Annotated in this window: 12 protein-coding genes; all 12 read right to left on the bottom strand. The window is 48.6% G+C overall.

Features of this window, described 5'->3' with window-relative positions; genetic code table 11:
* Positions 1-52: 52 nt before the first annotated feature.
* The 12 genes from QWY82_RS14105 to QWY82_RS14050 all read right to left on the bottom strand — a co-directional run bounded on the left by QWY82_RS14105 (position 53) and on the right by QWY82_RS14050 (position 25,170).
* Positions 53-14,128, bottom strand: a complete 14,076-nt coding sequence (locus tag QWY82_RS14105) for an Ig-like domain-containing protein (RefSeq protein WP_290263612.1) — start codon at positions 14,126-14,128, stop codon at positions 53-55.
* A 78-nt stretch (positions 14,129-14,206) separates the two neighbouring features.
* Positions 14,207-15,118: a transglutaminase-like domain-containing protein gene (locus QWY82_RS14100; protein ID WP_290263610.1), complete on the bottom strand. Its 912-nt coding sequence runs from the start codon at positions 15,116-15,118 to the stop codon at positions 14,207-14,209.
* Positions 15,084-15,878, bottom strand: coding sequence for a hypothetical protein (locus QWY82_RS14095; RefSeq protein WP_290263608.1), 795 nt, complete (start codon positions 15,876-15,878; stop codon positions 15,084-15,086). Before QWY82_RS14095 ends, QWY82_RS14100 begins: the two co-directional genes overlap by 35 nt.
* Positions 15,879-16,497: 619 nt before the next feature.
* Positions 16,498-17,595, bottom strand: a complete 1,098-nt coding sequence (rfbB, locus tag QWY82_RS14090) for a dTDP-glucose 4,6-dehydratase (protein ID WP_290263606.1) — start codon at positions 17,593-17,595, stop codon at positions 16,498-16,500.
* 71 nt (positions 17,596-17,666) lie between these two features.
* Positions 17,667-18,218: a dTDP-4-dehydrorhamnose 3,5-epimerase gene (rfbC, locus tag QWY82_RS14085; RefSeq protein WP_290263604.1), complete on the bottom strand. Its 552-nt coding sequence runs from the start codon at positions 18,216-18,218 to the stop codon at positions 17,667-17,669.
* 122 nt (positions 18,219-18,340) lie between these two features.
* Complete coding sequence (locus tag QWY82_RS14080; RefSeq protein ID WP_290263602.1) at positions 18,341-19,465, bottom strand: lipopolysaccharide assembly protein LapB; 1,125 nt, start codon at positions 19,463-19,465, stop codon at positions 18,341-18,343.
* Between the two features lie 59 nt (positions 19,466-19,524).
* Entirely contained in the window at positions 19,525-19,809 is a 285-nt protein-coding gene (locus QWY82_RS14075) for a LapA family protein (RefSeq protein ID WP_290263601.1), read from the bottom strand.
* A 2-nt stretch (positions 19,810-19,811) separates the two neighbouring features.
* The gene (ihfB, locus tag QWY82_RS14070) at positions 19,812-20,171 is read right to left on the bottom strand and encodes an integration host factor subunit beta (protein ID WP_290263599.1); all 360 of its coding nucleotides are present in this window, start codon (positions 20,169-20,171) and stop codon (positions 19,812-19,814) included.
* A gap of 275 nt (positions 20,172-20,446) precedes the next feature.
* Entirely contained in the window at positions 20,447-22,135 is a 1,689-nt protein-coding gene (gene rpsA / locus QWY82_RS14065; protein ID WP_290263597.1) for a 30S ribosomal protein S1, read from the bottom strand.
* A gap of 179 nt (positions 22,136-22,314) precedes the next feature.
* The gene (gene cmk, locus QWY82_RS14060) at positions 22,315-22,980 is read right to left on the bottom strand and encodes a (d)CMP kinase (protein ID WP_290263596.1); all 666 of its coding nucleotides are present in this window, start codon (positions 22,978-22,980) and stop codon (positions 22,315-22,317) included.
* A 199-nt stretch (positions 22,981-23,179) separates the two neighbouring features.
* Complete coding sequence (locus QWY82_RS19970; protein WP_353958710.1) at positions 23,180-23,491, bottom strand: ComEA family DNA-binding protein; 312 nt, start codon at positions 23,489-23,491, stop codon at positions 23,180-23,182.
* A gap of 662 nt (positions 23,492-24,153) precedes the next feature.
* Positions 24,154-25,170, bottom strand: a complete 1,017-nt coding sequence (locus tag QWY82_RS14050) for an IS110 family RNA-guided transposase (RefSeq protein ID WP_290259239.1) — start codon at positions 25,168-25,170, stop codon at positions 24,154-24,156.
* Between the last annotated feature and the right edge of the window lie 202 nt (positions 25,171-25,372).

Below are 25,372 nucleotides of genomic sequence, written 5' to 3'. Positions count from 1 at the left end.
TTTTGGTTTACACGCATAGATCCAGCGCCGGCGCTTTTGCACCGGCCGCTAATTAGTTTTTGTTACGCGATTCGTTACACGTTGGGCAAAGTGGCGGCGCTACACAGGCTTGCTCTTCGCCACCCACTGCTACACCACCAGGCGCGCGGAAACCACCGCCCGTGCCGGGATGACGTGGGTAGTAGGTGTAACTTGGGCCACCACCACCACCACCGCCACTGCTTCCGCAGCTGGTGCTATTGGAGTAATGCCATTGGGTTCCAGTGCCGCCCGGCACTTGGCTGCCGTTAGCACACTTACTCTCGTAGGTGACTTGGGCCGCCGCGCTAAAACCGCAACTGCCGCCGCCGCTGGTGTCAGCATCCGCATCGGGATCGAAATCTTTTTGCGCGTGAATACGGTAAGGAATAAAGAACACTTCACCGGCCGCCAGCGCTTCAGGTACCTCATTTAAAAACTCAAAGCGCACGTAGTCATTGCCGCTAGGCAGTGAGGTTTTTACATTGTCGGCGCGAATTAAACCGTAGTTAGTTACGCTAAGTTCACCGTAGAAAATATCGCCTTTGCGCATGGTGGGTAGATTAATGCTGAGTGGATCTAGCATCACTACCGCAACCGGTACATTGGTTTCAAAAACTGCTGAGAGTGTTATCTCATAGCGATCTTCTAAGGTTATTTCGCGCACGTCCCACTCGACGGTTACCAAGCGGTTCATAAGAAAGACATCTTCGGTTTGCGTTAATCCAGGCTTAACCCAAACCCGGCCGCTAACGCTGTCGTGATCGAAGGCACTGGCCCTATAGCTGTAGCGACCAGCGGGCAAATTGCTAAACAACGCTTCGCCTTGTGCATTGGTTGATAGGGTGTATTTTAGATTTAACAAGAGCTCGTTTTGCAACTCGATTTTTGTGCCCGCAAGCCCCGGAATCGGCTCGTTGTTGTTATCCAAGGTAGCCGTGTAGATATCGGCGGCGTGGAAGAAGGCATTGCCCACCTCAGAGGAAACAACCGTCGCGAAAGCTTGCACCGTGAAGTCTGGGGCATTGTCGCTTTGTACAATTATGCGGAACTCATAGTTATCTTGTGGCACAGATGCCGTGGGCTTGAAGGTAAGCTCTACTTGGGTGGACTGGCCCACAGCAAGATCGCCTATTTGTGTAGGTGAACTGATAAAGCCCCAGCTTGGCGCCGCGCCACCTTGGGCGTTTTGCAAGACAAGGCTGCCGTTTTGTAAAACATCCAAGCCTTTATTGGTTAAGGTAAAGGTTTCGGTAACGGTTTTTGCTAGCCCTACACCGGTTTCAACAAAGGCGGGCTTGGCCGCCAATGCAGGCCGTGACTCCGCCAACGTGTAGTTAACGCGCACACTACCCAATACCTGTTGGTTTGACACATCGGTATTGGCGCGCACTTCAAAATACATTTCACCGTTTTCTGGTGCGCTGTTGTCACCGCTGAAGTACAGATTTACGTAACCGGTTTTTTCCGGCGCAATACTGATTGGCGTGGCAAATTGCTGGGCAATACCCGCTGGAATAGCGAGCTCAGTTTCACCAGGTGCAGGTACAGCAACAAGCTGCACTTGGGTGAGCGGTGTTGCTTTACCGGCAACTACTTTTACCGGCACTTTTTGTTGGTAGTTACGCGGCACCTGAACAGTAACCTGTGACGGTGTGACCTTACCGGTTTGCACCACGAACTCGGCTTGTGCTTCTCTGCTTAAACTATCAGGGTGAAGCGCTGTGACGCTATAGCGACCGGCCACGCCTTGCGGCGCAAACTGGTAACTAAAGTTGCCATCGATATCGGTACTGACGTAGGCGGTTTTCTCAAATCCGTCGACGCTGAATACCAACGACAAGGGTACGTTGGGGTTGGCCAAGCCGGTTTCTCGATTGCGCGCTTGCCCCTGTACTGTAATCGCTTCTTGACCCCCAAAACTGAGTGCCGGGCTGACCAACGTGACGGCGCCCAAGTATTCGGTTTCAGTGAGCGAAACAGATTGGCGAGTACCCGAGCCTTCGATAATAACGGCGGTGGTACGGCCGGTGTGGTAGCGGTATTTATCAATATCCAACACGAGGTTTACCAAATCTGGGGCTGCCTCTGGCACTGGAATATCAAACCAAGCGGAGGTAAAGGTTTCCCCCGGTGCAATACGGGCCACCACTTGGCCGCCAGAAATACTGACCACGCCGCCGGTAATTTGAGTGACAGGGAATGTACTCAATACGTTTTCGTTACTGTCGAGTAGCGAGAAACGCACTTCGTTTGAACTTTGATTACCGTTGTCTCTCGCCAGCAAAATTTCTGTTTCAACCGACGAGGTGTTCTCAATAACAAAGCGCGCACGGCCGACACCACCACGAATGAAAGTATCTGTTTCAAGTGAGGTAAACAATGAAGCATCGGTTACTACCATATCGGTAGTTTGTTCGATAATTACGGCCTGGCCCGGTTGCGGCGTTTGCTCTAAGCGTAAATCGACAGCGGCGTAACCCTCAAGGTTTGCGAAGCCGCCAATAACCAAACTAACATCGGCAAAACCACCCGGTGCGATACCAAACAGTTCGGACTGATGTTCACGTAAGCTGCCCTTGTCATTGACTGTTGCAATAAGTCGAACAGCCTGCGCCTCTGTATGCCCTTTATTAAGCACGCGATAGTTTACGGTGTTCATCACGCCGCGCTGTAACTGCTGCTCTTGCCCATCTTGGCCCAAAGTCAGCTGAGTACTTAACGCCGGTAGCAAAATACTGCTCGCCAGACTGCTTGCGCCGGTGTTGTCTAACGCCGTGACGCTGTAGCGTCTATCCATATTGGCACCGCGACTCGCCTGCCCACCATTGTAGGCAGCATCGGTAAAACCAGCTGGGTTGCCAACGTGAATCACAGGTGAAGTATTCAGTGCGACCAGTGCGTCGTCTGCGCCTTCGAACACATCGAAACTTTCTATACTTGCGCCGGCGTGCTGCCAACTCAATTGCGGAAAGCCTTGATCGGCTAAGCGAACTTGCAATTGGTTTACCGGTAATAAATCAAAGTTCAGATAAACCGTTGCACTGGGCACCGATTCATTGCCGGCTTTATCTACCGCGGTGACCAAGTAGCTGTGTTCCAACTCATTGGGTGTTTTATCCAGCGCGATAAGTTCTGGTATGCCCTGTTGTAACGGACTTTGACCTTCTAGGTAGGCGGCGTCTGCACTTTCGCCTTCCGCCAAAGGTAGGCGATAAAGTTGATAGCGCAGTTCACTCAGGTTTTCCTGCTGACCAAGCGCATCGGTGGTTGGCGCCAACCAGCGCGCCACAATTCCGGCACCATTAAGCTCTAAACTAAAGTTACTGGGCGCTGCTGGAGCCACTCTGTCGGCATTGACTTCAACCGGCGCTGACTGCGCGCTTTCGGCGCGCTGTTCATTTTCGGCACGCACAGAAGCCACGGCGTAAAGGTAGGTGTGATCCGCATCGGGAAGATCCTGTGCACTTGGCAAAGTAACTTCCTCGAGTAGGCTAAATTCACCAACACCTTTTTGCTTGCGATAAACCGCATAGGATGCAGCACCCGCTACAGGTTTCCAGTCTAGAGCAACCTTGCCGTCTGGCTGCGCAGTGGCTTGCAGATTAGTAGGCACATCTAAGGGCGGTAAATCGCCTTGATAAACTTGGAACCGATAATCACCTTGAATTTTCTCGGACACGTTTTGCAAATCATCTTGCGCGCTGTACAAAAAGCTTAAGGTTTGCACCAAGGGGCTACCGAACTCATCGAGTCCCGCGCTGTTGGGCAAGGTGATATCGCCTTGCCAAATAGGGGCACCAAGTTCTGATTCAGCCGCTTTGGTTAGCGAAACACCGGCCGCATAAGCCTCAATAACTTGACCATCGAGAGTGGGAATCAATAACGGCATTTGGCCATTGCCGGTGTCATCTTTTAGATGCAGCGCAATAGCGACTAACAGGCCGTCTTGCGCATCTACTTTTAAGGGTTCACCGGGGTTTAACGCGAGTAACGCGACGTCGGGACCTTGCGTGTCAATTAAAAGTTGAGCACCCTGCTCCACTTGACTACCGCGGTTACCTGCCACGTCGTGGGCAGATAAAACCGTGTAAGCAATGCCGGATGGTGTGGAAGTTTCAATGGTCAACTGACCGCTATACAAACGCTCATCACTGAATGATTTAGTCAGGGTAACGACTAAAGGTACGCCACCATTGGGCACTAGGGCAAAGTAAGGCTTGTTGCGCAGCGGCTCACTAAATTCTACCTCAATAGCAACAAGGCCTGGCGCAAATCGACCTGTCGCCTCATCAACCTTGCCAGCACTTTCGTAGCTCACACTGATCGCTTTCGGTGGCGTGCTATCAACAGTCACTGTTGCGGCAGAGGACAGCGCGCTTTCGGTACCGGCTTGGTTTACTGTGCTGGCCCGATAAACGTACTGATCATCAGATGCGGGCATATCAGTGCGCGTGGTTCCCGTAATAAGCTGACTATTTATCTTCACAACGCCGACGTCTGAGACAACCGAAAAATCTTGCGTGGCGCGATATAAATTGTAACCCACCACTTGGTTTAGGCTGTCGTTATTAACGACTTTGCTCCAGCTTAAATGCACTTGACCTGCATCAGCCGCCGTAGCGGTTAAACCGATAGGCGCATTAGGCAATTTACTATCCAAACGAACCGAGCGCGGCGCACTGGCTGCACTGGTAGCCACGCGACCTTGATAGTTAGCAACCAGGGTCAGTAGGTTATCGCCTTCAGACAACGTTAGCTGGCCAATGAACTTACCTTGGCTGTCAATGGTTTCCTTATTCCCTACGGCGACGCCATTGTTGAACACCTGAACTTCTGCACCGACCACGCTAGTGCCCGCAATCTGCAACAGAGGTTCATTGGTGAGTAAATAGCTAGCCGGTTTAGTAAGGCTCGGAACCGGCGGTGCTGCAAGCGCCAAATCAACCACAAAATCTTGCGTGGTTTTGTTGTCCCAACTGTCTACTGCAATCACAGTAAATGTATGGTTTCCTTCAGATAACTGCTGTGGATTGATAGCCTTTTTGTAGACACCACTTGAGGCAGTGAAAACGGAGCCTTGTGCTTGACCGTCGATGTAGAATTCGATGCGAGCAACACCGCCCGTGTCTGACGCTGTTACTTCCCAATCACCAGCAGCGGTGATGGTTGGCGCCGCTGCTAAATTTAGCAACGTTGCATTTTGACGATAATTGACGGCGCTAATAATTGGCCCTTCGGTATCGTCTGCGGGTGTTGCGCTGGTGGTTACAACAAACGGGGAGAAGCCGTTCGAAGCATTAACCGTTACCACAGCGGCGAAGTACTCGGTGCCATTACTCAGCCCGGCTAAGGCGGCTTGTACTGTTGACGCGCCAGCGCTGCCTTTCGCGACAGTGAGTTTTGGCGTTAAGCCAGACACATCGCCGAAGTTGCTGGTTTCCACATAAAGCGCATAATGCTTAACAGAACTGAAAACACTGTTGGCCGGCCATAGGTATTTTATTTGACCACTAATGGCATCTGCTGATAACGGCTGCGGATTCACTAGCCAAGTCACACCCGGGTTGGTCAACCCTACCGACTGATTTCCGTCGTTATCGACAGCGACTACTTTAATCTGGTTCGCACTGGCGGCTTGCAAATCGGTAACATTAAATACCACGGCTGCTGCTGGATCGGCAAGATCAGCAAGGTTAATAGTAACCGTGCGCAAACCAGCGACTGCATCGTTGATACTCACTTGATAACTTGCTAAATCCGCTGCGGAATTTAACGAAGGCAGCCATTGCAATGCCAGGCTATTGGCCCCGCTCACTACAGCCAAGGAACTAATATCGTCTGGTGCTTGAATATCTTTTGGTGTTGCAGCTTGTGCCAACACATTGGTGAGCTTTAGCCCGCTTTTGTCTTGTGCAACTACGGCCACATAAAATTCAGTAGCACGCTCTAAATTGGTGAGCTCAAAATTCTTTGTGCTTGCTGGAACGTTGAACTTTGGTGTAAGAAAACTGATATCTGCAAACGGCGTGCTTTGTATATAGATAAGGTAGGTATCAATATCGTTGCCATTGACAAACTCGTTGTACGCCGCCCAATTTAGCCCAACTGTGGTACCTGAACCATTTACATTTACAGTTAACGGCACCATGCCGGGCGCTGTGTTATCGAATCGAATCGTGGCCGTAGTTTCAGTACTCACATTGCCCGCTAAATCTTTTGCTGAGAATTTCAGCGTGTTATCGCCCTCCACAAGATTCGCTGTGTAGGACCAAGCGGTAGCGCTACTTGACGCAATTACTTGATTGCCGTTCAACAGTATTGCCGTGTTTGCCTGACGAACACCGGTAAACTGATATTGATTCACCGAGGTTACGGCTGGAAACGCATTGATTACTGGCGCCGGTGGCGGCGTTAAGTCAAGACTGAAACTGAACAGTTGAAGATTAGAAATATTGCCACGCTGATCTGCGAGCTGCACGGCTACTTGATAGCTCCCTTCAAGAAAGCTGCCTGCGGGAACAAACGAATAAGTATTGCCGGTAAGTGTAAGCTGACCAGCTACAGAAACGTTGTTGCGAGTAACAATCACACTACTGCCCGACAGCGACAAACCGCTTCCGTTATCATTGGCCGCAATCGTGATAGCGTTGGGTTGTTGATTTACCGAGCCGCTAGGCAGAACAGATGAAACGGTGGGTTTTACGCTATCGACATTAAATAGCATACTGATTGGGGTTGATTCATTACCGGCCTGGTCGCGCGCAGTAACACTCAGGGTGCTATCGCCTTCAACCAGATTGTAACTTGTAGACCAACTGCTATTGCCCGCGGCAACAAGCAAGTTGCCGTTAACCCAAATTGAACTGCCGACGTCACGGCTGCCCGCAAGGGTAATGGCGCGTTGTTTTAATGTATTCACAACAGGCGCAAGCGCGTAGTTAACGGTTATTGCTTCCGGCGCTGAACGGTCGATAGCAAAGTTCTGAATGAAAACATCCTGATCGATTTCAAGTTCGATACCGTCTTTATCTTGATCCATGCCACGGCCATTCGCCGCGAAAAGATCGGGGCCAACAGTGAGCTGATAGTTGCCTTCTGCTAAAGGTTCACTGAGCACTAATTCATAACGGTTCGATGCAATAGAGTTAAGCGAAGTGATGGGAATTGGGTTAGACAGCTCGTCGCGCAAGGAAAGATCCGAGACATCAAAGGTGAGCGTATCGATAGCCACATTGAAACGAATTTCAATTGACGATACTTCTGCGTTTGAAACAGACGGCAAATTGGTATCAATAACAAAAGGCGCTGACTCTTTCAGCTCCCAATAAACGGTACCTGCACCGCTTCCACCATTGCCACCTAGGGCTGCAACATAACCGTCATTTGTGATGCCGGTTAGCGAATCGTAAAATACAGCAATTCGGCCGCCGCCACCGCCGGGTTTAACGTTGCCATTTCCCCCGTTTGCGCTAATGCGCGAATCTTTCGAGATCCGGCTAGTGCTCAATAAACCAGTGTTAATCCAAATCGAGCCGCCAGAACCTGCACCTTCGGTATAGCTTGCGTAGCGAGATCCATCTGCCTTTAGATATCCATCAACGATCAATTGATCACTGACAAGCTTAATCGCTCCACCGCCTCGAACATTGTATTGATCGCCATCGGGAAGATTCTTATTGCGACCGCCCACACCAAAATGCATTGGAGTTCGTTCTTCACCAAAAACTGCATTAGTTGTTGAGCCTGATAGAAGCGCTGCTAAACCGCCATAACTGCCCGAGCCACCGTTGGTTACTTCGGCGTTTGGCAAACGGCCTTTGCCGGACACATCAATATAGGCACCCGCTTTAATGTCGATGGCGTCTGCGGTAAGTACAACACCTTCGGCACCGGCATTGGTGGTGGCACCGATGGCGTGGGTGATTTTGCCGGCGTTCTGAACCGTGACACTGTCCCAGGTTTCGTCGCCTTGCATTTCGTAAGTGAAGTTATCGACGACTAAATCTTTGTTAACACTGAGCACCCAATTGGCCATGGATTGAACCGTGGCTGAGGTGGATTTCATAATTCCGGACATCACCACACCACTACCGCTGCCAATCACCGCATTACGTGCTGCGGTAAAATCTTTGAAGGTGATGTCGTGAAGATAGGCTTGTATGCCGGATATGGTTAGATCAATTCCGGTGTAATCACCGGATAAATCTAAGGTTGGAAGTCTATCGATAGCTGCACCGATATTTTCAAAGCGCAACGCTTGTTCGTTAGTGATTTTGTTTTTGCTGTATACCGTGCCGGGTGAACCATATTGGATATGGTAATTATGGGAAACGCCACCTTCGGCAAACATCTGGGTGGCAACATTGATGCCTTCTACCGCATCAAAGTAAACGGCGACTCGACCACCACCGCCTGCTGGGCCTGTGTTGGATTGGCCACCTTTGGCTGTGACACGTGTGGTGTTAGAAATAACATCGGTTCTTAAGGTTCCAATATCTAGCCAAATAGAACCGCCGGCGCCTGTGCCAGATGCCGTTGTAGCGTAAGATCCACCGTTAGCTGTAATTAAACCATCCAACGTTAACGTATCGGCGACAACTTTGATTGAGCCACCGCCACGGGTATTGTAAGCGTGAGGGTTTTCAGAATTCAGATATCGTCCGCCCACTCCATAATGTGTAGGCTCTTTATAGTCGCCATAGACAAGATTACTGGTACGACCTTCATAGTAAGCCGCCGCGCCACCGTGGCTACCTGCTCCGCCGTTAGTTACGTCCTCGTTGGGCCAATGGCCTTTACCGGTCACATCGATGGAGGCGCCTGCTTTAATGTCGATTGTGTCTGCGGTAAGTACAACACCTTCGGCACCGGCATTGGTTGTGGCACCAATGGCGTGGGTGATTTTGCCGGCGTTTTGAACCGTAACGCTGTCCCAGGTTTCATCGCCTTGCATTTCATAGGTGAAGTTATCGACGACTAAATCTTTGTTAACACTGAGCACCCAATTGGCCATGGATTGAACCGTGGCTGAGGTGGATTTCATAATTCCGGACATCACCACACCACTACCGCTGCCAATCACCGCATTACGTGCTGCGGTAAAATCTTTGAAGGTGATGTCGTGAAGATAGGCTTGTATGCCGGATATGGTTAGATCAATTCCGGTGTAATCACCGGATAAATCTAAGGTTGGAAGTCTATCGATAGCTGCACCGATATTTTCAAAGCGCAACGCTTGTTCGTTAGTGATTTTGTTTTTGCTGTATACCGTGCCGGGTGAACCATATTGGATATGGTAATTATGGGAAACGCCACCTTCGGCAAACATCTGGGTGGCAACATTGATGCCTTCTACCGCATCAAAGTAAACGGCGACTCGACCACCACCGCCTGCTGGGCCTGTGTTGGATTGGCCACCTTTGGCTGTGACACGTGTGGTGTTAGAAATAACATCGGTTCTTAAGGTTCCAATATCTAGCCAAATAGAACCGCCGGCGCCTGTGCCAGATGCCGTTGTAGCGTAAGATCCACCGTTAGCTGTAATTAAACCATCCAACGTTAACGTATCGGCGACAACTTTGATTGAGCCACCGCCACGGGTATTGTAAGCGTGAGGGTTTTCAGAATTCAGATATCGTCCGCCCACTCCATAATGTGTAGGCTCTTTATAGTCGCCATAGACAAGATTACTGGTACGACCTTCATAGTAAGCCGCCGCGCCACCGTGGCTACCTGCTCCGCCGTTAGTTACGTCCTCGTTGGGCCAATGGCCTTTACCGGTCACATCGATGGAGGCGCCTGCTTTAATGTCGATTGTGTCTGCGGTAAGTACAACACCTTCGGCACCGGCATTGGTTGTGGCACCAATGGCGTGGGTGATTTTGCCGGCGTTTTGAACCGTAACGCTGTCCCAGGTTTCATCGCCTTGCATTTCATAGGTGAAGTTATCGACGACTAAATCTTTGTTAACACTGAGCACCCAATTGGCCATGGATTGAACCGTGGCTGAGGTGGATTTCATAATTCCGGACATCACCACACCACTACCGCTGCCAATCACCGCATTACGTGCTGCGGTAAAATCTTTGAAGGTGATGTCGTGAAGATAGGCTTGTATGCCGGATATGGTTAGATCAATTCCGGTGTAATCACCGGATAAATCTAAGGTTGGAAGTCTATCGATAGCTGCACCGATATTTTCAAAGCGCAACGCTTGTTCGTTAGTGATTTTGTTTTTGCTGTATACCGTGCCGGGTGAACCATATTGGATATGGTAATTATGGGAAACGCCACCTTCGGCAAACATCTGGGTGGCAACATTGATGCCTTCTACCGCATCAAAGTAAACGGCGACTCGACCACCACCGCCTGCTGGGCCTGTGTTGGATTGGCCACCTTTGGCTGTGACACGTGTGGTGTTAGAAATAACATCGGTTCTTAAGGTTCCAATATCTAGCCAAATAGAACCGCCGGCGCCTGTGCCAGATGCCGTTGTAGCGTAAGATCCACCGTTAGCTGTAATTAAACCATCCAACGTTAACGTATCGGCGACAACTTTGATTGAGCCACCGCCACGGGTATTGTAAGCGTGAGGGTTTTCAGAATTCAGATATCGTCCGCCCACTCCATAATGTGTAGGCTCTTTATAGTCGCCATAGACAAGATTACTGGTACGACCTTCATAGTAAGCCGCCGCGCCACCGTGGCTACCTGCTCCGCCGTTAGTTACGTCTTCGTTGGGCCAATGGCCCTTGCCAGTCACATCTATGGAGGCGCCTGCTTTTACTACAATCGTTTGCGCCGTTAGCACCACACCTTCAGCGCCAGTATTTGTGGTGGCACCGATGGCGTGGGTGATTTTGCCGGCGTTTTGAACCGTAACGCTGTCCCAGGTTTCATCGCCTTGCATTTCATAGGTGAAGTTATCGACGACAAGCGTTTTACCGGCAGGCAAAGACCAGTTTTTCATCGAGGGGACTAGCGCGCGATCAAAATTAAAATTAACGGCAATACTAACTAGGCCAGTGGAAGTGATGCGACCGATGGTATCAATGGCTAGGCTATCAACACTAATGTTACTTAAATTGACATTCGTGGCGTAATTGCTAGAACCGAAATAGGCAGAACCAAATGACGCATCGTGGGCATCAACATTGACGCCGATAATCAGGAGGTCGTAGTCTCGATAATTACCAGTAATGTCAAAGGTTGCCACCTTTTCAGGATCATGGCGGCTAGCAAACCGCAATTCTTGCGCGCCGGTTTGTTTGTTTTGGCTAAAAACAGAACCCGGAGCCCCGTATTGAAGGCCATTGCCTCCCTGAGCAATCACATAGCCACCCATCGCAAAGGTTTCTAAGGTATCGTAATAGATAGCAATGCGGCCACCACCGGCACCCGCGGATGTTGAGTGGTAACCGTTGCCGCCATTGGCATGGACACGGTAATTAAAGCTTGCTGATGTGGTTCTGAGTAAACCCACATTCAACCAAATGGAACCGCCCGCACCTGCGCCGTCTATTCCGGAAGATCGATCTAGGCCGTCGGCCGCGATCGTGCCGTCTACGGTAAGGGTATCTGCAATGATTTTGATTGCACCGCCGCCACGTCGGTTTTTCTCATCGCCATCAGGCGAACTATCATTGCGCCCACCGATACCAAATGCCTGAGGTTCATGCAGGCTGCCGTAAAGTGGATTGGTAGTGCGCTCAGCTACCGTACCTGCAGCGCCGCCGTGACTTCCCGAGCCACTGGTAGACACCTCAGCGTTAGGCAATGCGCCTTTACCACTGACATCTATAGACGCACCTGATTTCACGTGGATACTAGTGGCGTTAAGTACAACACCATCTGCACCTGAATCAGTTAACGCGCCAACCGAATGGGTAACCTTACCTGTGTTCTGAATAATGAGACTGTCCCAAACTTCATCACCTTGCATTTCGTAAATGAAGTTATCGACCACCAAATCTTTATTGGCAGGCAAAGACCAGGTTTTCATCGACGCTACTTGAGCGCGATCAAAATCAAAGCTGCTGGTAATATTAATCGAGCCAGCAGAAGTAACATGCCCGCTGGTGTCTATTGCTAAATTATCAACAACAATATTGTTTAGATAAATATTGGGCGAATAATTGCTCGAACCGAAATAGGCAGAACCAAGAGTGACGTCATGAGCATTAACGTTTACCCCAACCACTAATAAATTATAGTTTCGATAGTCACCCGTTAGATCAAAGGTTGCTACCTTTTCAGGATCATGGCGGCTAGCAAACCGCAATTCTTGCGCGCCGGTTTGTTTGTTTTGGCTAAAAACAGAACCCGGAGACCCGTATTGGAGGCCATTGCCTCCCTGAGCAATAACATAGCCACCCATCGCAAAGGTTTCTAAGGTATCGTAATAGATAGCAATGCGGCCACCACCGGCACCCGCGGATGTTGAGTGGTAACCGTTGCCGCCATTGGCATGGACACGGTAATTAAAGCTTGCGGATGTGGTTCTGAGTAAACCCACATTCAACCAAATGGAACCGCCCGCACCTGCGCCGTCTATTCCGGAAGATCGATCTAGGCCGTCGGCCGCGATCGTGCCGTCTACGGTAAGGGTATCTGCAATGATTTTGATTGCACCGCCGCCACGTCGGCTTTTCTCATCGCCATCAGGCGAACTATCATTGCGCCCACCGATACCAAATGCCTGAGGTTCATGCAGGCTGCCGTAAAGTGGATTGGTAGTGCGCTCAGCTACCGTACCTGCAGCGCCGCCGTGACTTCCCGAGCCACTGGTAGACACCTCAGCGTTAGGCAATGCGCCTTTACCACTGACATCTATAGACGCACCTGATTTCACGTGGATACTAGTGGCGCTAAGTACAACACCATCTGCACCTGAATCAGTTAACGCGCCAACCGAATGGGTAACCTTACCTGTGTTCTGAATAATGAGACTGTCCCAAACTTCATCACCTTGCATTTCGTAAATGAAGTTATCGACCACCAAATCTTTATTGGCAGGCAAAGACCAGGTTTTCATCGACGCTACTTGAGCGCGATCAAAATCAAAGCTGCTGGTAATATTAATCGAGCCAGCAGAAGTAACATGCCCGCTGGTGTCTATTGCTAAATTATCAACAACAATATTGTTTAGATAAATATTGGGCGAATAATTGCTCGAACCGAAATAGGCAGAACCAAGAGTGACGTCATGAGCATTAACGTTTACCCCAACCACTAATAAATTATAGTTTCGATAGTCACCCGTTAGATCAAAGGTTGCTACCTTTTCAGGATCATGGCGGCTAGCAAACCGCAATTCTTGCGCGCCGGTTTGTTTGTTTTGGCTAAAAACAGAACCCGGAGACCCGTATTGGAGGCCATTGCCTCCCTGAGTAATAACATAGCCACCCATCGCAAATGTTTCTAAGGTATCGTAATAGATAGCAATGCGGCCACCACCGGCACCCGCGGATGTTGAGTGGTAACCGTTGCCGCCATTGGCATGGACACGGTAATTAAAGCTTGCGGATGTGGTTCTGAGTAAACCCACATTCAACCAAATGGAACCGCCCGCACCTGCGCCGTCTATTCCGGAAGATCGATCTAGGCCGTCGGCCGCGATCGTGCCGTCTACGGTAAGGGTATCTGCAATGATTTTGATTGCACCACCGCCACGTCGGTTTTTCTCATCGCCATCAGGCGAACTACCATTGCGCCCACCGATACCAAATGCCTGAGGTTCATGCAGGCTGCCGTAAAGTGGATTAGTAGTACGGCCTTCTGCAGCGCCTGCAGCGCCACCATGACTACCCGAGCCGCTGGTTGAAATACTCGAATTCGGTAAATAGCCTTTGCCGGTGACGTCTATTTTTGAATTTTTATCAATCACTATGGTGTTAGCAGTAACGTCTATGCCAACATGCTGACCCTCTACTGCAGGTGCGTGCGTTAAAACCGCACTATTGATGAGGTGCAGCTCTGCAAAAGTGTGAAAACCCTCTATGGTGACAGTTGCACCGTTAATCGTAACGATATGACCGTCATAGGTTGTATCGCTGGCGGAAATGACTGTATCACTGTTAATCAATAAATTATCTGCTGATAGGCTCATGGAAAACACCAGAGCTAAAAGCACAAAACTACGATTTAGTATTTGATTTAACATTGTTAATCTATTCGCCTTTGAAAATTAGAGCATACGCACAGCGATGCGTGGATCGTGTGAAATATATCGATGGCTGGAGCTCGAGGTTAAACCGTCTGTAAGACCAATAACTCTGAACGCCAAATAAATTTTTTCGGATGTACGAAACTGTTGTCGCTGAGCATCAGCGAGATGCCAACCACCTTCGGAATAGAATTCATTCCAATTGTGATACGCCGCAGACCTTAAAATCGTTTCCGACTCATCCACTACGAAGCCAGCGTAACCCCACGAGGGAATACCGTTAAACCGACTCAACGCAAGAAATGCGTACATAAATTCAGTACAATCACCGCGAAGATAGGTTAAGGCGTAGTCAGCACCACGGTCTTCGGGTAAAAAATCAACGCTAGTTATGTTGGTGTTCAGCCATCTGTAGATTGACAGAGGATTTATCCCATCATTTTTAGCCAAAGCCAGAGACGTTAGAGCAACAGAACTCGCATCTAAATCAACATGCTCCGCATCGAACAACGCATCCCCAGCAACAAATGTAATTTTTGGATTACCTTCTTTCTGAATTGCTACCGCTAACGTAATCGTAATGACATCCGCACCATGGGGTGGCAACGAAACTCCATTAAAAATTAACTTTTGCTGGCCAAAATTGTCTGAACTCACATCAAACTCATGTGAAGCGGTAATCCCGTCAACACGTTGGTATTGTGTTTTCTTTAGTGGGGCAAAAATGCTCAAGGCTACCGATGAAAGATTTTCATTGGTCGAATTACGAACTTCAAACTGGTAGCGTAAAGTCAACTGCTTGGAGTAAATCGCAGAAGGCTGGAAAAAAGTAAATGCGTAAATACAAGCCAATAAAGTCATTACAACTATAATGATTGCAGCTGGCCATTTCCATTTGCTAGCTAGCAGAGCATTGATATCGATTTGGTACACCCACCCGCCTCCTATTAACCCATTCCTGCTCATCAAGTGAGCGGATCAGCGAGTCGGCGCTACCTGCCAACAAATAAAAATTAGGATGTTGAGCGTATCTAGCTGTAATGTTACTGATAATATCTCGATCGGACACCCAAACAGCTGGCAACAATCCGTTATCAGTTATTTGTTGCAATACCCATGAATCGAACTCATCGTTAACTAAATAAGCAGTCATGCCCAACTTTTTTAATTTATCGATAACTTCACGAGACTCAGCAATAACAACAACTGCCCCTTTGTCGGCCTCAAATATCAATTCCTTGGCCGTGACAGTGGACGTGCTAGTATATTTCTCAGGTCGATGCAGCTTGTTGTAGGCCCTTACTCCATCCACTAATACTCGGACGGACATAAAGCCTTGCTCACGCAATTTCAAGCAAAGTCGCTCGCCCTCCACTCGACTAAAGTCTTTCGATAACAATAGCAAGGGCGTGGATTTTAGGTAAACCTTATTGATTAATTGGTTAACCGATAGGTGCAAACTCAAAGCAATTTCGGAGGACTCATCGCCGGCTCCACGATGGACCTCAACAATTTGTAGATTTGATTGGTCTTGACCAATAAGCTGCTCTGTTATCAGGCAGCTCTGCTCATTTTGATAACCCTGTTGGGGTGTTATATCGAGTGCTTCGTAGTAGCTCGCGACTGAGCAGGCGCTATCAGCAGCTAATACGTTAAACGAAGCCGCAAGGCAGGTTGCAAAAAACCAAGCCATGTAAAACCATAGAATCCTAAGCGAGCGTATTATAACCGTCCCCTGTCAAAAAGCATCCATTATGAAAAGCCGGCAGATTTTAATGCCAGCACAATAAAAAAACAACCATGCTAGATCCATCCAACTGGTAGCAACAGCCATTTCGACTGAGCATTCACAAATATAGGCCTCAAGTTCAGCTCGTCAGTCCTTGGAGTAAGGCTCACCGAAGGATAATGGTGCAATATTACAGGCCTGCGACTAATGGCTGCTAAAAAATGGGGCCACCCCAGTCCAGTAAGCGCGTTGTGGAATTTGATAAAGGGCGCCAAGCTACAAAATTGATTTTGCGCCTTATTTAAAAGCCTTAGGTGCAAATACGTGCTCGCTCCTCGCATGAATGACCGCTTTAGGCACGGCTGCGCCCATCAAAGTAATCTGCCTCAATAACACCAATATAAAAGACCAGCCTTCAATCAGAGGCACTGGATAGTCAACCAGTCGCTATAAATCCTGTTTAACCTGAACAATACGCATGATAAAAACCAGTGAAGCTATCCCTGTTTGAAGGCCTCATGCAACACTTGAAGATCCCATAAGCTCGCTATTTACTTGTTCTCATAGTTCATACCCACCCCATTTAAGAGAGCAACGGTTGCCACCAGCTTTGATTTTCCAAATACCATTCAATGGTACGTTGTATCCCTGTGTCGAAGGTTTCTGTGGGCGCATAGCCGAAATCTTGCTTTGACTTGTCTATGCTGACAGCATAGCGACGATCGTGACCTGCGCGGTCGTGTACATGGCTGATGAGTTTTTCAGATTCATTGTTGATAGCTGCAAGAGCCTGGGGAAAAGCTTTTGCAAGCTCAGGTTTAACCCTAAACAGGTGATTCATTTTGTTGCAGATATACCTGACTAAATCAATGTTTTTCCATTCATTTTCGCCGCCGATATTGTGACGCTGCCCTGTTTCCCTACCTTTTAAAATGAGCTCGATGGCACGTATATGATCTTCAACGTACAGCCAATCTCTAATCTGCTGACCGTCGCCAAATATCGGGATGGGTTTGTTACGTAAAATATTGGTAATAACCAACGGTATGAGTTTTTCTGGATACTGGAACGGACCGTAACAGTTTGAACAATTTGATGTGGATACTTGAAGACCGTAGGTTTGTTGATAGGCTCGCACCAAATGATCTGATGCGGCTTTACTCGCAGCGTAAGGTGAATTAGGCGCGTAGGTAGATTGCTCTGTGAAGGCTGGCTCATCTGCTGCTAGTGAACCATAAACCTCATCAGTGCTGACATGATGAAATCGGTGTTTTTTGAGCGGTAAACCATGCGCTGTTGACCTATCTAACCAAACCGATTTCGCAGCCTTGAGCAAGCTAAAAGTACCGATAATGTTTGTTTCAATAAACGCATCTGGGCTAGGGATTGATCGGTCTACATGCGATTCAGCTGCAAAATGAACTAGCGTATCGATACTGTGCTCTAACAGAATGGATTCAACCAGCGACTGATCTCTTATGTCGCCTTTCACAAAGTGAAAGTTAGCCACACTTTGCCACTTAGAAAGACTCGCTCGATTACCTGCATAGGTAAGCGCATCTAAAACCACAAGATGAGTTTGCGGGTATTTAGCAAGCCAAAAATGAACAAAGTTCGCACCAATGAAGCCCGCACCACCGGTGACCAATAAAGATTGAGGTGAAGTTGTTAATTTAGGCATTTAGACAAACAGGGCCGTACGTAACATTTACTAAACCTTGTGCAAGTGTTGTTCGGCTAATTCAAAGATCATTAGCATTTAAATTTAGGGGCCAATTGAAATGGGATGGCGCAGGCATCTTTTACTGATAACAGTGGTTTTTGATTGGTCTCGAGGGGCCATGCGATGGCCAGATCAGAGTCGTCCCACTTGATTGCCACTTCGCTTTCCGGGTGGTAGTAATTAGTGCAGCGGTAATCTAGGTTTGTATGCGTAGAAAGCGCTAGGTAGCCATGGGCAAAGCCCTCTGGCACCCATAACTGGCGTTTGTTTTGCGCGGATAATGTAACGCCCAACCAATGCCCATAAGTGTCAGACGCCTGTCGTAAATCAATTACCACATCAAACACCTCGCCTTCAGTCACCTTAATCAATTTACCTTGGCTCTGCTCCATTTGATAGTGCATACCCCTTAGCACTCCTCTTTTAGAGCGAACGAGGTTGTCCTGCACGAAAGTTACATCAGCAACATTGCTACGAAACCAATTGTCGCGAAATGCTTCTGTGAAAAAACCACGCTCGTCATGGAACACAACTGGCTCTAATATTTTAACCGAAGGGATGGCTGTATTGATGATTTTCATAAACTTTAACAATGTGTAGGTGAGCGGGGTTGCGGCAAGCGAAATCAAAAACCACAGCTGAACCCAGTCAAGCTTTTTCGCTGCGGCTTGTTGCTTGCGGCCTGAAGCCAAGCGCTACGCGCTTAAACCCCTTCCATGCCCTTGATTGGGTGTAGAGCTCCCCAAGTTTTACAACCTGGGCATAGCCAATGCATTTGTTTGCCAGTAAAGCCGCATTGGTGACAGCGAAAATTTGGTAGTTTAGAAAACTTGTCACTAATAGCGCTCAAAGGAGAAGCTATAGACTCCAATAGAGGTGAGTTATCGCCAAACTGTTTTAGGTAATAATCCAATAAACGCAAGCTGGGCTTGTCGCTTAACGCCGATGTAACAATTTTGGATTTCTCCGCCGCGGTTCTATCCGGCTCCTGCAGCAGCTCTTCGAGTAAAAAAGCCGACATGCCTGTTTGAGTCCAAGCTTTTCGCAATAGCTGCATGACGGCTGGTTTTTGAGTTTCATTTTTCGCCAGTGCAGACAGCAACGGCAAGCCGACATAAAGATAGTCGCAGGAAAAACTGGCGAGAGATTCCAGCTCGTGAATAGCCTCTCGATAATTGCCACTTAGCACTTCAATTTCTGCGGCCAATAAAAAACACCTAGGCGATTTTTTCTGTTGGCTTCGCGCTTGTTTTAGTAGCTTTCTCGCTGACGTTAAATCCCCGAGTGCGATTTTCTGCGTCGCTAACTCGCAATAAAAGTGCGATTGCATATGTAGCCAAGATTCAGAAATTTTAGAAAACCATTTGCTGTTCAGCTTATCTACCAGATCTATAGCGCTTTGCCACTCGCGTTCATCCTGATAAATCTCCACTAATAGACCAGCAATTTTCTGCTTGTCCTCATCCTTATCGTCCATTAGTTCAACCAATAGCCGCTCTGCCCTATCCAGCAAGCCAGCTTGAGAAAAATCTTGGGCCAGCTCCAGTTGAGCCAAACGCTGTTGCGCTTTACTCAAACTGGGGCGAGAGATTAAATTCTGGTGAACGCGAATGGCCCTACTGATTTCGCCCTTTCGACGCAAAAGGTTACCGACGGCTAAATGTGTATCTAAGGTGGCGGGCGACACATCGAGGCGATAGATAAACTGATCTAGGCCTGCATCTGGTTCATCACGCAGTATATAGCCCAAGCTTTTTAAGAGGTCTTGTTCACTCTCTAATTGTTCGGGCTCCTCGTCTTGAGCAGCATTGCGCTGATAAATACCCATGACATAGCCGCATAGTATGGCTATTAAGAGCAGTAGAAAAAAACCTGCAGTGGACATTGCTAGTTAACACCCGAGCGTATGGACAACTCCCGCTGCTTGGCCTGCTTCCGTAACAATTTATTCTGAATGCGAACCTTATATAAACCAAACTGAGCAACCAATAGCCCAATACAAATACCAATCATCAAAGTTGAAAGCAATAACACGCCAATTGGAAACTCGGGTGACCAGATGCCGAAAAAATGTAGTTCTTGGTTGGCTTGATTATCCCAACCAAACCAAGCGCCAATGATAATGGCAAGGATCAGAAGAAATAGTGTGATTAGGCGCTTGAAGGCATTCATAACTAGGGATATTCGTGCAGACTAAGGTTTACCCGATCGCGCATTTCTTTGCCGGGCTTAAAGTGTGGTACGTATTTACCTTCCAATTCTACCGCATCGCCAGTTTTGGGGTTGCGGCCAATACGGGGCTCCCGATAGTGCAATGAGAAACTACCAAAACCTCGAATTTCAATGCGCGCACCTACTGCTAACACCTCTGACATGAAATCCAACAGCAGTTTAACCGTTAGTTCTACATCCTTGGCTGACAGCTGGTCTTGCCGTTGAGCAATCCGCTCAATGAGCTCCGACTTGGTCATCTTTGACTCCTGAAGGGTACTTTGTAATACCTTTGCTGAAACAAAAGCGCAATAAATCGCCATATTTCAAGCACATAGCCTATTTTTACACCAGCAGAGCAGAAATCGCAACTGATTACGGAGATAACTTACTGTTTTTATTAGAGAAAGGGTAAATGCAGTAGTCAGGAAAAGAAGCTTACAGCTTACAGGAAGAGCAAAAGCATATGCCTTCCTAGGAAACGTAGATGTTGTGCCTATGCCCATTTTGTTAACTCTAAGCACTGTTCTGGTTAGCTCAGAGTAAAAAAAGGGGCCGCTCAATAGCGGCCCCCTTTTTTGACGCGTAAGCTTGTCGCTTATTTGTCTTGGCTTTGCATTTGCGCTTTGATCAAGTCACCGATAGTGGCTGGACCAGAGGCTGGTGCGTCAGATTGCTTGCTGCTGTGCTCTTTGATCGCGGCCTTTTCTTCTTCAACGTCTTTCGACTTGATAGACAGGTTGATTACGCGGTTCTTGCGGTCCACGTTAATGATCTTAGCTTCAACAGTTTCGCCTTCTTTCAGCACGTTACGGGCATCTTCGACCTTGTCACGACTAATTTCAGACGCTTTCAACGTCGCTTCAACGTCAGGTGCCAATACAATCACGGCGCCCTTCGCATCTACTTCTTTAACGGTACCAGTAACGATGGTGCCTTTGTCGTTTTCAGCAACGAACTCACTGAAGGGGTCTTGATCCAGCTGCTTGATACCTAAAGAGATACGCTCGCGCTCTGGGTCGATGGCCAGAATAACGGTTTCCAGCTCGTCGCCCTTCTTGTACTTGCGCACGGCCTCTTCGCCAGCTTCGTTCCAAGAAATATCAGACAAGTGAACCAAACCGTCGATGCCGCCATCTAGACCGATGAAAATACCGAAGTCAGTGATGGACTTGATTTTGCCAGAGATCTTGTCGTTCTTAGCGAACAGACGACCGAATGCATCCCATGGGTTTTCTTGACACTGCTTGATACCCAAGGAGATACGACGACGCTCTTCGTCGATGTCCAGAACCATCACTTCCACTTCGTCGCCTACGTTAACAACTTTTGACGGGTGGATGTTTTTGTTGGTCCAATCCATTTCAGACACGTGCACCAAACCTTCTACGCCCTCCTCCAACTCGGCAAAGCAGCCGTAATCGGTAAGATTGGTAACCACGGCCTTAACCTTGGCACCTTCTGGGTAACGGTTGGTGATAGCGGCCCATGGATCTTCGCCCAATTGCTTGAGACCTAGAGATACACGGTTGCGCTCGCGGTCGAACTTCAACACTTTAACGTCAATTTCGTCACCAACAGCAACGATTTCGCTTGGGTGCTTGATGCGCTTCCAAGCCATATCGGTGATGTGCAACAGGCCGTCTACACCGCCCAAATCTACGAAAGCACCGTAGTCGGTCAGGTTCTTAACGATACCTTTAACGGCCATACCTTCTTGCAAGCTTGCCAACAGCTCTTCGCGCTCGGCAGAGTTAGCTTGCTCAAGTACCGCACGACGAGAAACCACAACGTTGTTGCGCTTCTGATCTAGCTTGATAACTTTAAATTCGAGCTCTTTGCCTTCCAGGTGAGCGGTTTCGCGCACTGGGCGAACGTCTACCAACGAACCTGGCAAGAAAGCACGAATGCTAGCAACATCAACGGTGAAACCACCTTTAACCTTGCCATTGATAACACCAATAACCACTTCATCAGCAGTATGCGCCGCTTCCAGCACTTTCCATGCTTCAGCGCGCTTGGCTTTTTCGCGTGACAGACGGGTTTCGCCGAAACCATCTTCTACGGTTTCCAGCGCCACTTGCACTTCGTCACCAATGGACAGAGTCAACTCGCCGTTGTCATTGTAAAATTGTTCTGCGGGGATTACGCCTTCAGATTTGAGACCGGCATGTACTGTTACCCAGTCTTTGTCGATATCAATTACCACACCAGTAACAATTGTACCGGGGACCATATCAACGGATTTCAAACTTTCTTCAAAGAGTTCTGCAAAGCTTTCGCTCATGAGGCTACCTATATATACGACACGGCGACCGAGGATGCCCTTTGGGCTTGAGGGGTCTACCGCTGTACCGCAAAGCCAGTTATGCGGGCCGGTTAGTAATAATGTTCAAATACTTTCTTTCTGGCAAAGTACCTGACCACCTAATTATGCTGAACGTCACACAGTGTGTGGCGGCGAAACTAGCGCTTGTCAACAATCGCTAAAATCGCATCCTGCACTTCGTCAATACCCATTAGGGAGCTGTCTATTATCACAGCATCCTCTGCAGGCTTGAGGGGTGAGACCTGTCGATTCATATCCCGCGCGTCACGCGCTTGTATGTCCTCCAGCAAGCGCGGGAGACTAACAGATTCCCCCTTTGCTTTCAACTGGTTATAGCGCCTATTGGCGCGCTCTTCAGCGCTCGCTGTGAGGTAGATTTTGATCTGTGCGTTTGGGAATACCGCTGTACCCATATCGCGGCCATCAGCGACCAAGCCTGGCTCAACCGCAAAAGCTCTTTGACGGGCCAAAAGTGCGTCCCGTACAGGTTGAATTGCGGCCACTTGTGACGCGGCCAAACCGATGGCTTCTGCCCGGATGGCAAGGCTTACATCCTCACCGGCTAATCGGGCTTGCACACCGCTATCGGTCGGTTGAAACGAGATATCTAAATTCAAGGCAATGGCAGCCAAGGCTGGAGCATCATCTAGTGAAGTGTTTGTACGCACCGCCACCAGTGCGACTAAACGATAGAGCGCGCCACTATCGAGTAGCTGCAAACCCAGCGTTTGGGCTATACGTTGACTCACAGTGCCTTTACCTGAGCCGCTGGGACCATCAATTGTGATAACTAAAGGATTCAAAACACACCATACCTATCAAAAACCTGCGGCATTGTACCAGCTTCGATTAGGGGTGTTTACAGCGAATGGGGTATCTAGTAGAAAAAGTGCGATTCCATTGGACAGATGCCAGAGAAGCAACCGTCACATCTTGTACTGGCTGTGGCTCCTTGCCCGCTCCGCCAACATCTGTCCAATAGAATCGCCAAACCGAGAAACATTACTTAAGCGATATAGCCGCCCTATTTTTTTCAACAGTGGCCGCACCAATTCCTTTAACTTCCGCCAACTGATCAACAGTAATGAACTTACCTACTTTGGATCTGTACTCAACAATCGCCTTCGCTTTTGACATGCCAACGCCTTTTAGCTTTTGTGCCAGCTCTTCTGCCGAAGCCGTATTTATATTTACCAAAGCTGATTGACTCGCGACTACTTTTGCATCCGCAGCTGCATAAGTAACCGATGAAAGAGCGCTGAAACAGGAAAGAAACGCGATGAGTGCGAACATTGGAATGCGTTGAATACGCATAGGACACCTCCTTGTGAGTTGAATAAAATTACTGGTCACTCCAGTATCGGTTTTAATACTAGCCCGACAAGCGGGATTTGACATGTGGCTTTTAGCGGAAAATTTTGTCTGACATTTCCTACGTCAAATGTACCAATTAAAAACTCAATCAAGGAAGTCAAACAAAAAGCAGCCAACTGGTACCAGAGATCAGAAACTTCTGTCGCTTGAATAATCAACTGAATGACTATTCAAATAAAACGGGGCTAAGCCCCGCTGCTGTCCCACAAAAACGATAAGACCATCGTTAGGCTTTAAGCCTCACAATAGATGCGACATCTCGGCGTATACTTGGACATGAGTTTGGTGCCCGCACTAGCGACACGACGTGAATACATATATGGACCCACCCCGTTTGCAAGACATTTGATTCTGATAATGGATAAAAGTCATTGCTCTCATATATCCGGCCTGTTGGTGGAAGTTTTTGTCCTCCTGGCCCCGATGGATATTTGCGCTCGTCCTCCTCATCATCCCTACGGCTTTATTAAAGCCAATGCACGGAACAGGTTTTGAACGAGCCGGTCTGACCTATCTCACCATCCAATCAATCTATCTTTGCAACTGACGCGACGGGTTAAACTCTTGCAGTACGCTATCGCGTACTGTGATAAAACGCTGCTCTATACCGCAGGGCGATAGCGCTCGCCTTTTGCCATGATCACCCAAGCAATTCTGGCTAACTTATTTGCTACGGCGACGCAGGCTCGGTTGTGGCCTCTTCGCTCCAGTAACGATTGCGCCCAGCGGCTAAAGCGATCTGTTTTCTCCGCAGAATACCGCAGTACTGCGCGTGCCCCATGTATCAGCAAGGTGCGCAAATAACAATTACCTCGCTTACTGATACCCAGTAACACGGGCTTACCACCCGTACTGTGCTGACCCGGTACTAAGCCTAACCACGCGGAGAAGTGTCGGCCATTCACAAAGTCACTACCATCACCAGCCGCTGCATACAGTGCACTTGCGGTAATAGCTCCAATACCGAGCACCTCATCTAAACGCTGGCACTGTTCATTACCCTGATTAACCGCTTTTATACGTTGCTCGCAGCGCTCTAGGCGTTCGTTAATGGCTATGAGCTCATCGAACAGTTCTGCAAACAGTTCCCGAGCACCTACGGTTAAAGCGTTACTCCCGTCTTCGAGTATCAATGGCAATTCTCGTTTCAAGGTAGCAATACCCTTGTGAATCGCTACGCCATACTCCGCTAATAACCCTCTTATCTGGTTCGACAGGGCTGTACGCTCGCCCTTTAAACGCTCTCTTTGTCGATGTATGTTCTGAACATCTTGCTGCTCAATATTCTTAATGGGCACAAAGCGCATAGTAGGGCGTTGAGCTGCTTCAGCAATTGCCTCCGCATCGTTGTAGTCGTTCTTGTTGCCTTTGACATACGGTTTCACGTACTGCGGCGCTATTAGTTTCACATCATGCCCCAAGGCTTGAAGCTCTCTTGCCCAATAGTTGGCACTGCCGCAAGCTTCCATAACAACCAAGCAACTCTCTAGCTTGGCAAAGTAAGCCAAGAGCTGATGCCGTTTTAGTTGTTTCTTCTTTAACGGCTTGCCTCGTAAATTTACAGCCACTAAGTGGAAAACAGACTTTGCGATATCCAGCCCAATCGTTGTAATCTTCATCTCGACCCACTCCTCATTCTGTTAAATGGTATGTTCGTAACTTCCATTTTGGCTCATTGCGAAGCCGCTTTAGAAGTGGAGTGGGTCCATACCATTATCCATGTAGTCTCAACACCCGCATCCATGCGGGTGACGGTCGCTAGTACGGGCACCAAACTCTCCCGCGACATAGCTGTGGGACAGCAGTGGGCTAAGCCCCGTC

This window comes from Simiduia curdlanivorans (assembly GCF_030409605.1).
Classification (GTDB): domain Bacteria; phylum Pseudomonadota; class Gammaproteobacteria; order Pseudomonadales; family Cellvibrionaceae; genus Simiduia; species Simiduia curdlanivorans.
Note: the sequence above shows the minus strand (reverse complement) of the source record. Positions and strands in the feature narration are given on the sequence as shown.

What these genes read in the sequence shown, in the direction of transcription:
- QWY82_RS14080 (WP_290263602.1), bottom strand. Translation starts at nt 19,465, where the DNA reads ATGGGTATTTATCAGCGCAATGCTGCTCAAGACGAGGAGCCCGAACAA.
- QWY82_RS14095 (WP_290263608.1), bottom strand. Translation starts at nt 15,878, where the DNA reads ATGGCTTGGTTTTTTGCAACCTGCCTTGCGGCTTCGTTTAACGTATTA.
- rfbC (WP_290263604.1), bottom strand. Translation starts at nt 18,218, where the DNA reads ATGAAAATCATCAATACAGCCATCCCTTCGGTTAAAATATTAGAGCCA.
- QWY82_RS14050 (WP_290259239.1), bottom strand. Translation starts at nt 25,170, where the DNA reads ATGAAGATTACAACGATTGGGCTGGATATCGCAAAGTCTGTTTTCCAC.
- rfbB (WP_290263606.1), bottom strand. Translation starts at nt 17,595, where the DNA reads ATGCCTAAATTAACAACTTCACCTCAATCTTTATTGGTCACCGGTGGT.
- QWY82_RS19970 (WP_353958710.1), bottom strand. Translation starts at nt 23,491, where the DNA reads ATGCGTATTCAACGCATTCCAATGTTCGCACTCATCGCGTTTCTTTCC.
- QWY82_RS14105 (WP_290263612.1), bottom strand. Translation starts at nt 14,128, where the DNA reads ATGAGCCTATCAGCAGATAATTTATTGATTAACAGTGATACAGTCATT.
- rpsA (WP_290263597.1), bottom strand. Translation starts at nt 22,135, where the DNA reads ATGAGCGAAAGCTTTGCAGAACTCTTTGAAGAAAGTTTGAAATCCGTT.
- ihfB (WP_290263599.1), bottom strand. Translation starts at nt 20,171, where the DNA reads ATGGCGATTTATTGCGCTTTTGTTTCAGCAAAGGTATTACAAAGTACC.
- QWY82_RS14075 (WP_290263601.1), bottom strand. Translation starts at nt 19,809, where the DNA reads ATGAATGCCTTCAAGCGCCTAATCACACTATTTCTTCTGATCCTTGCC.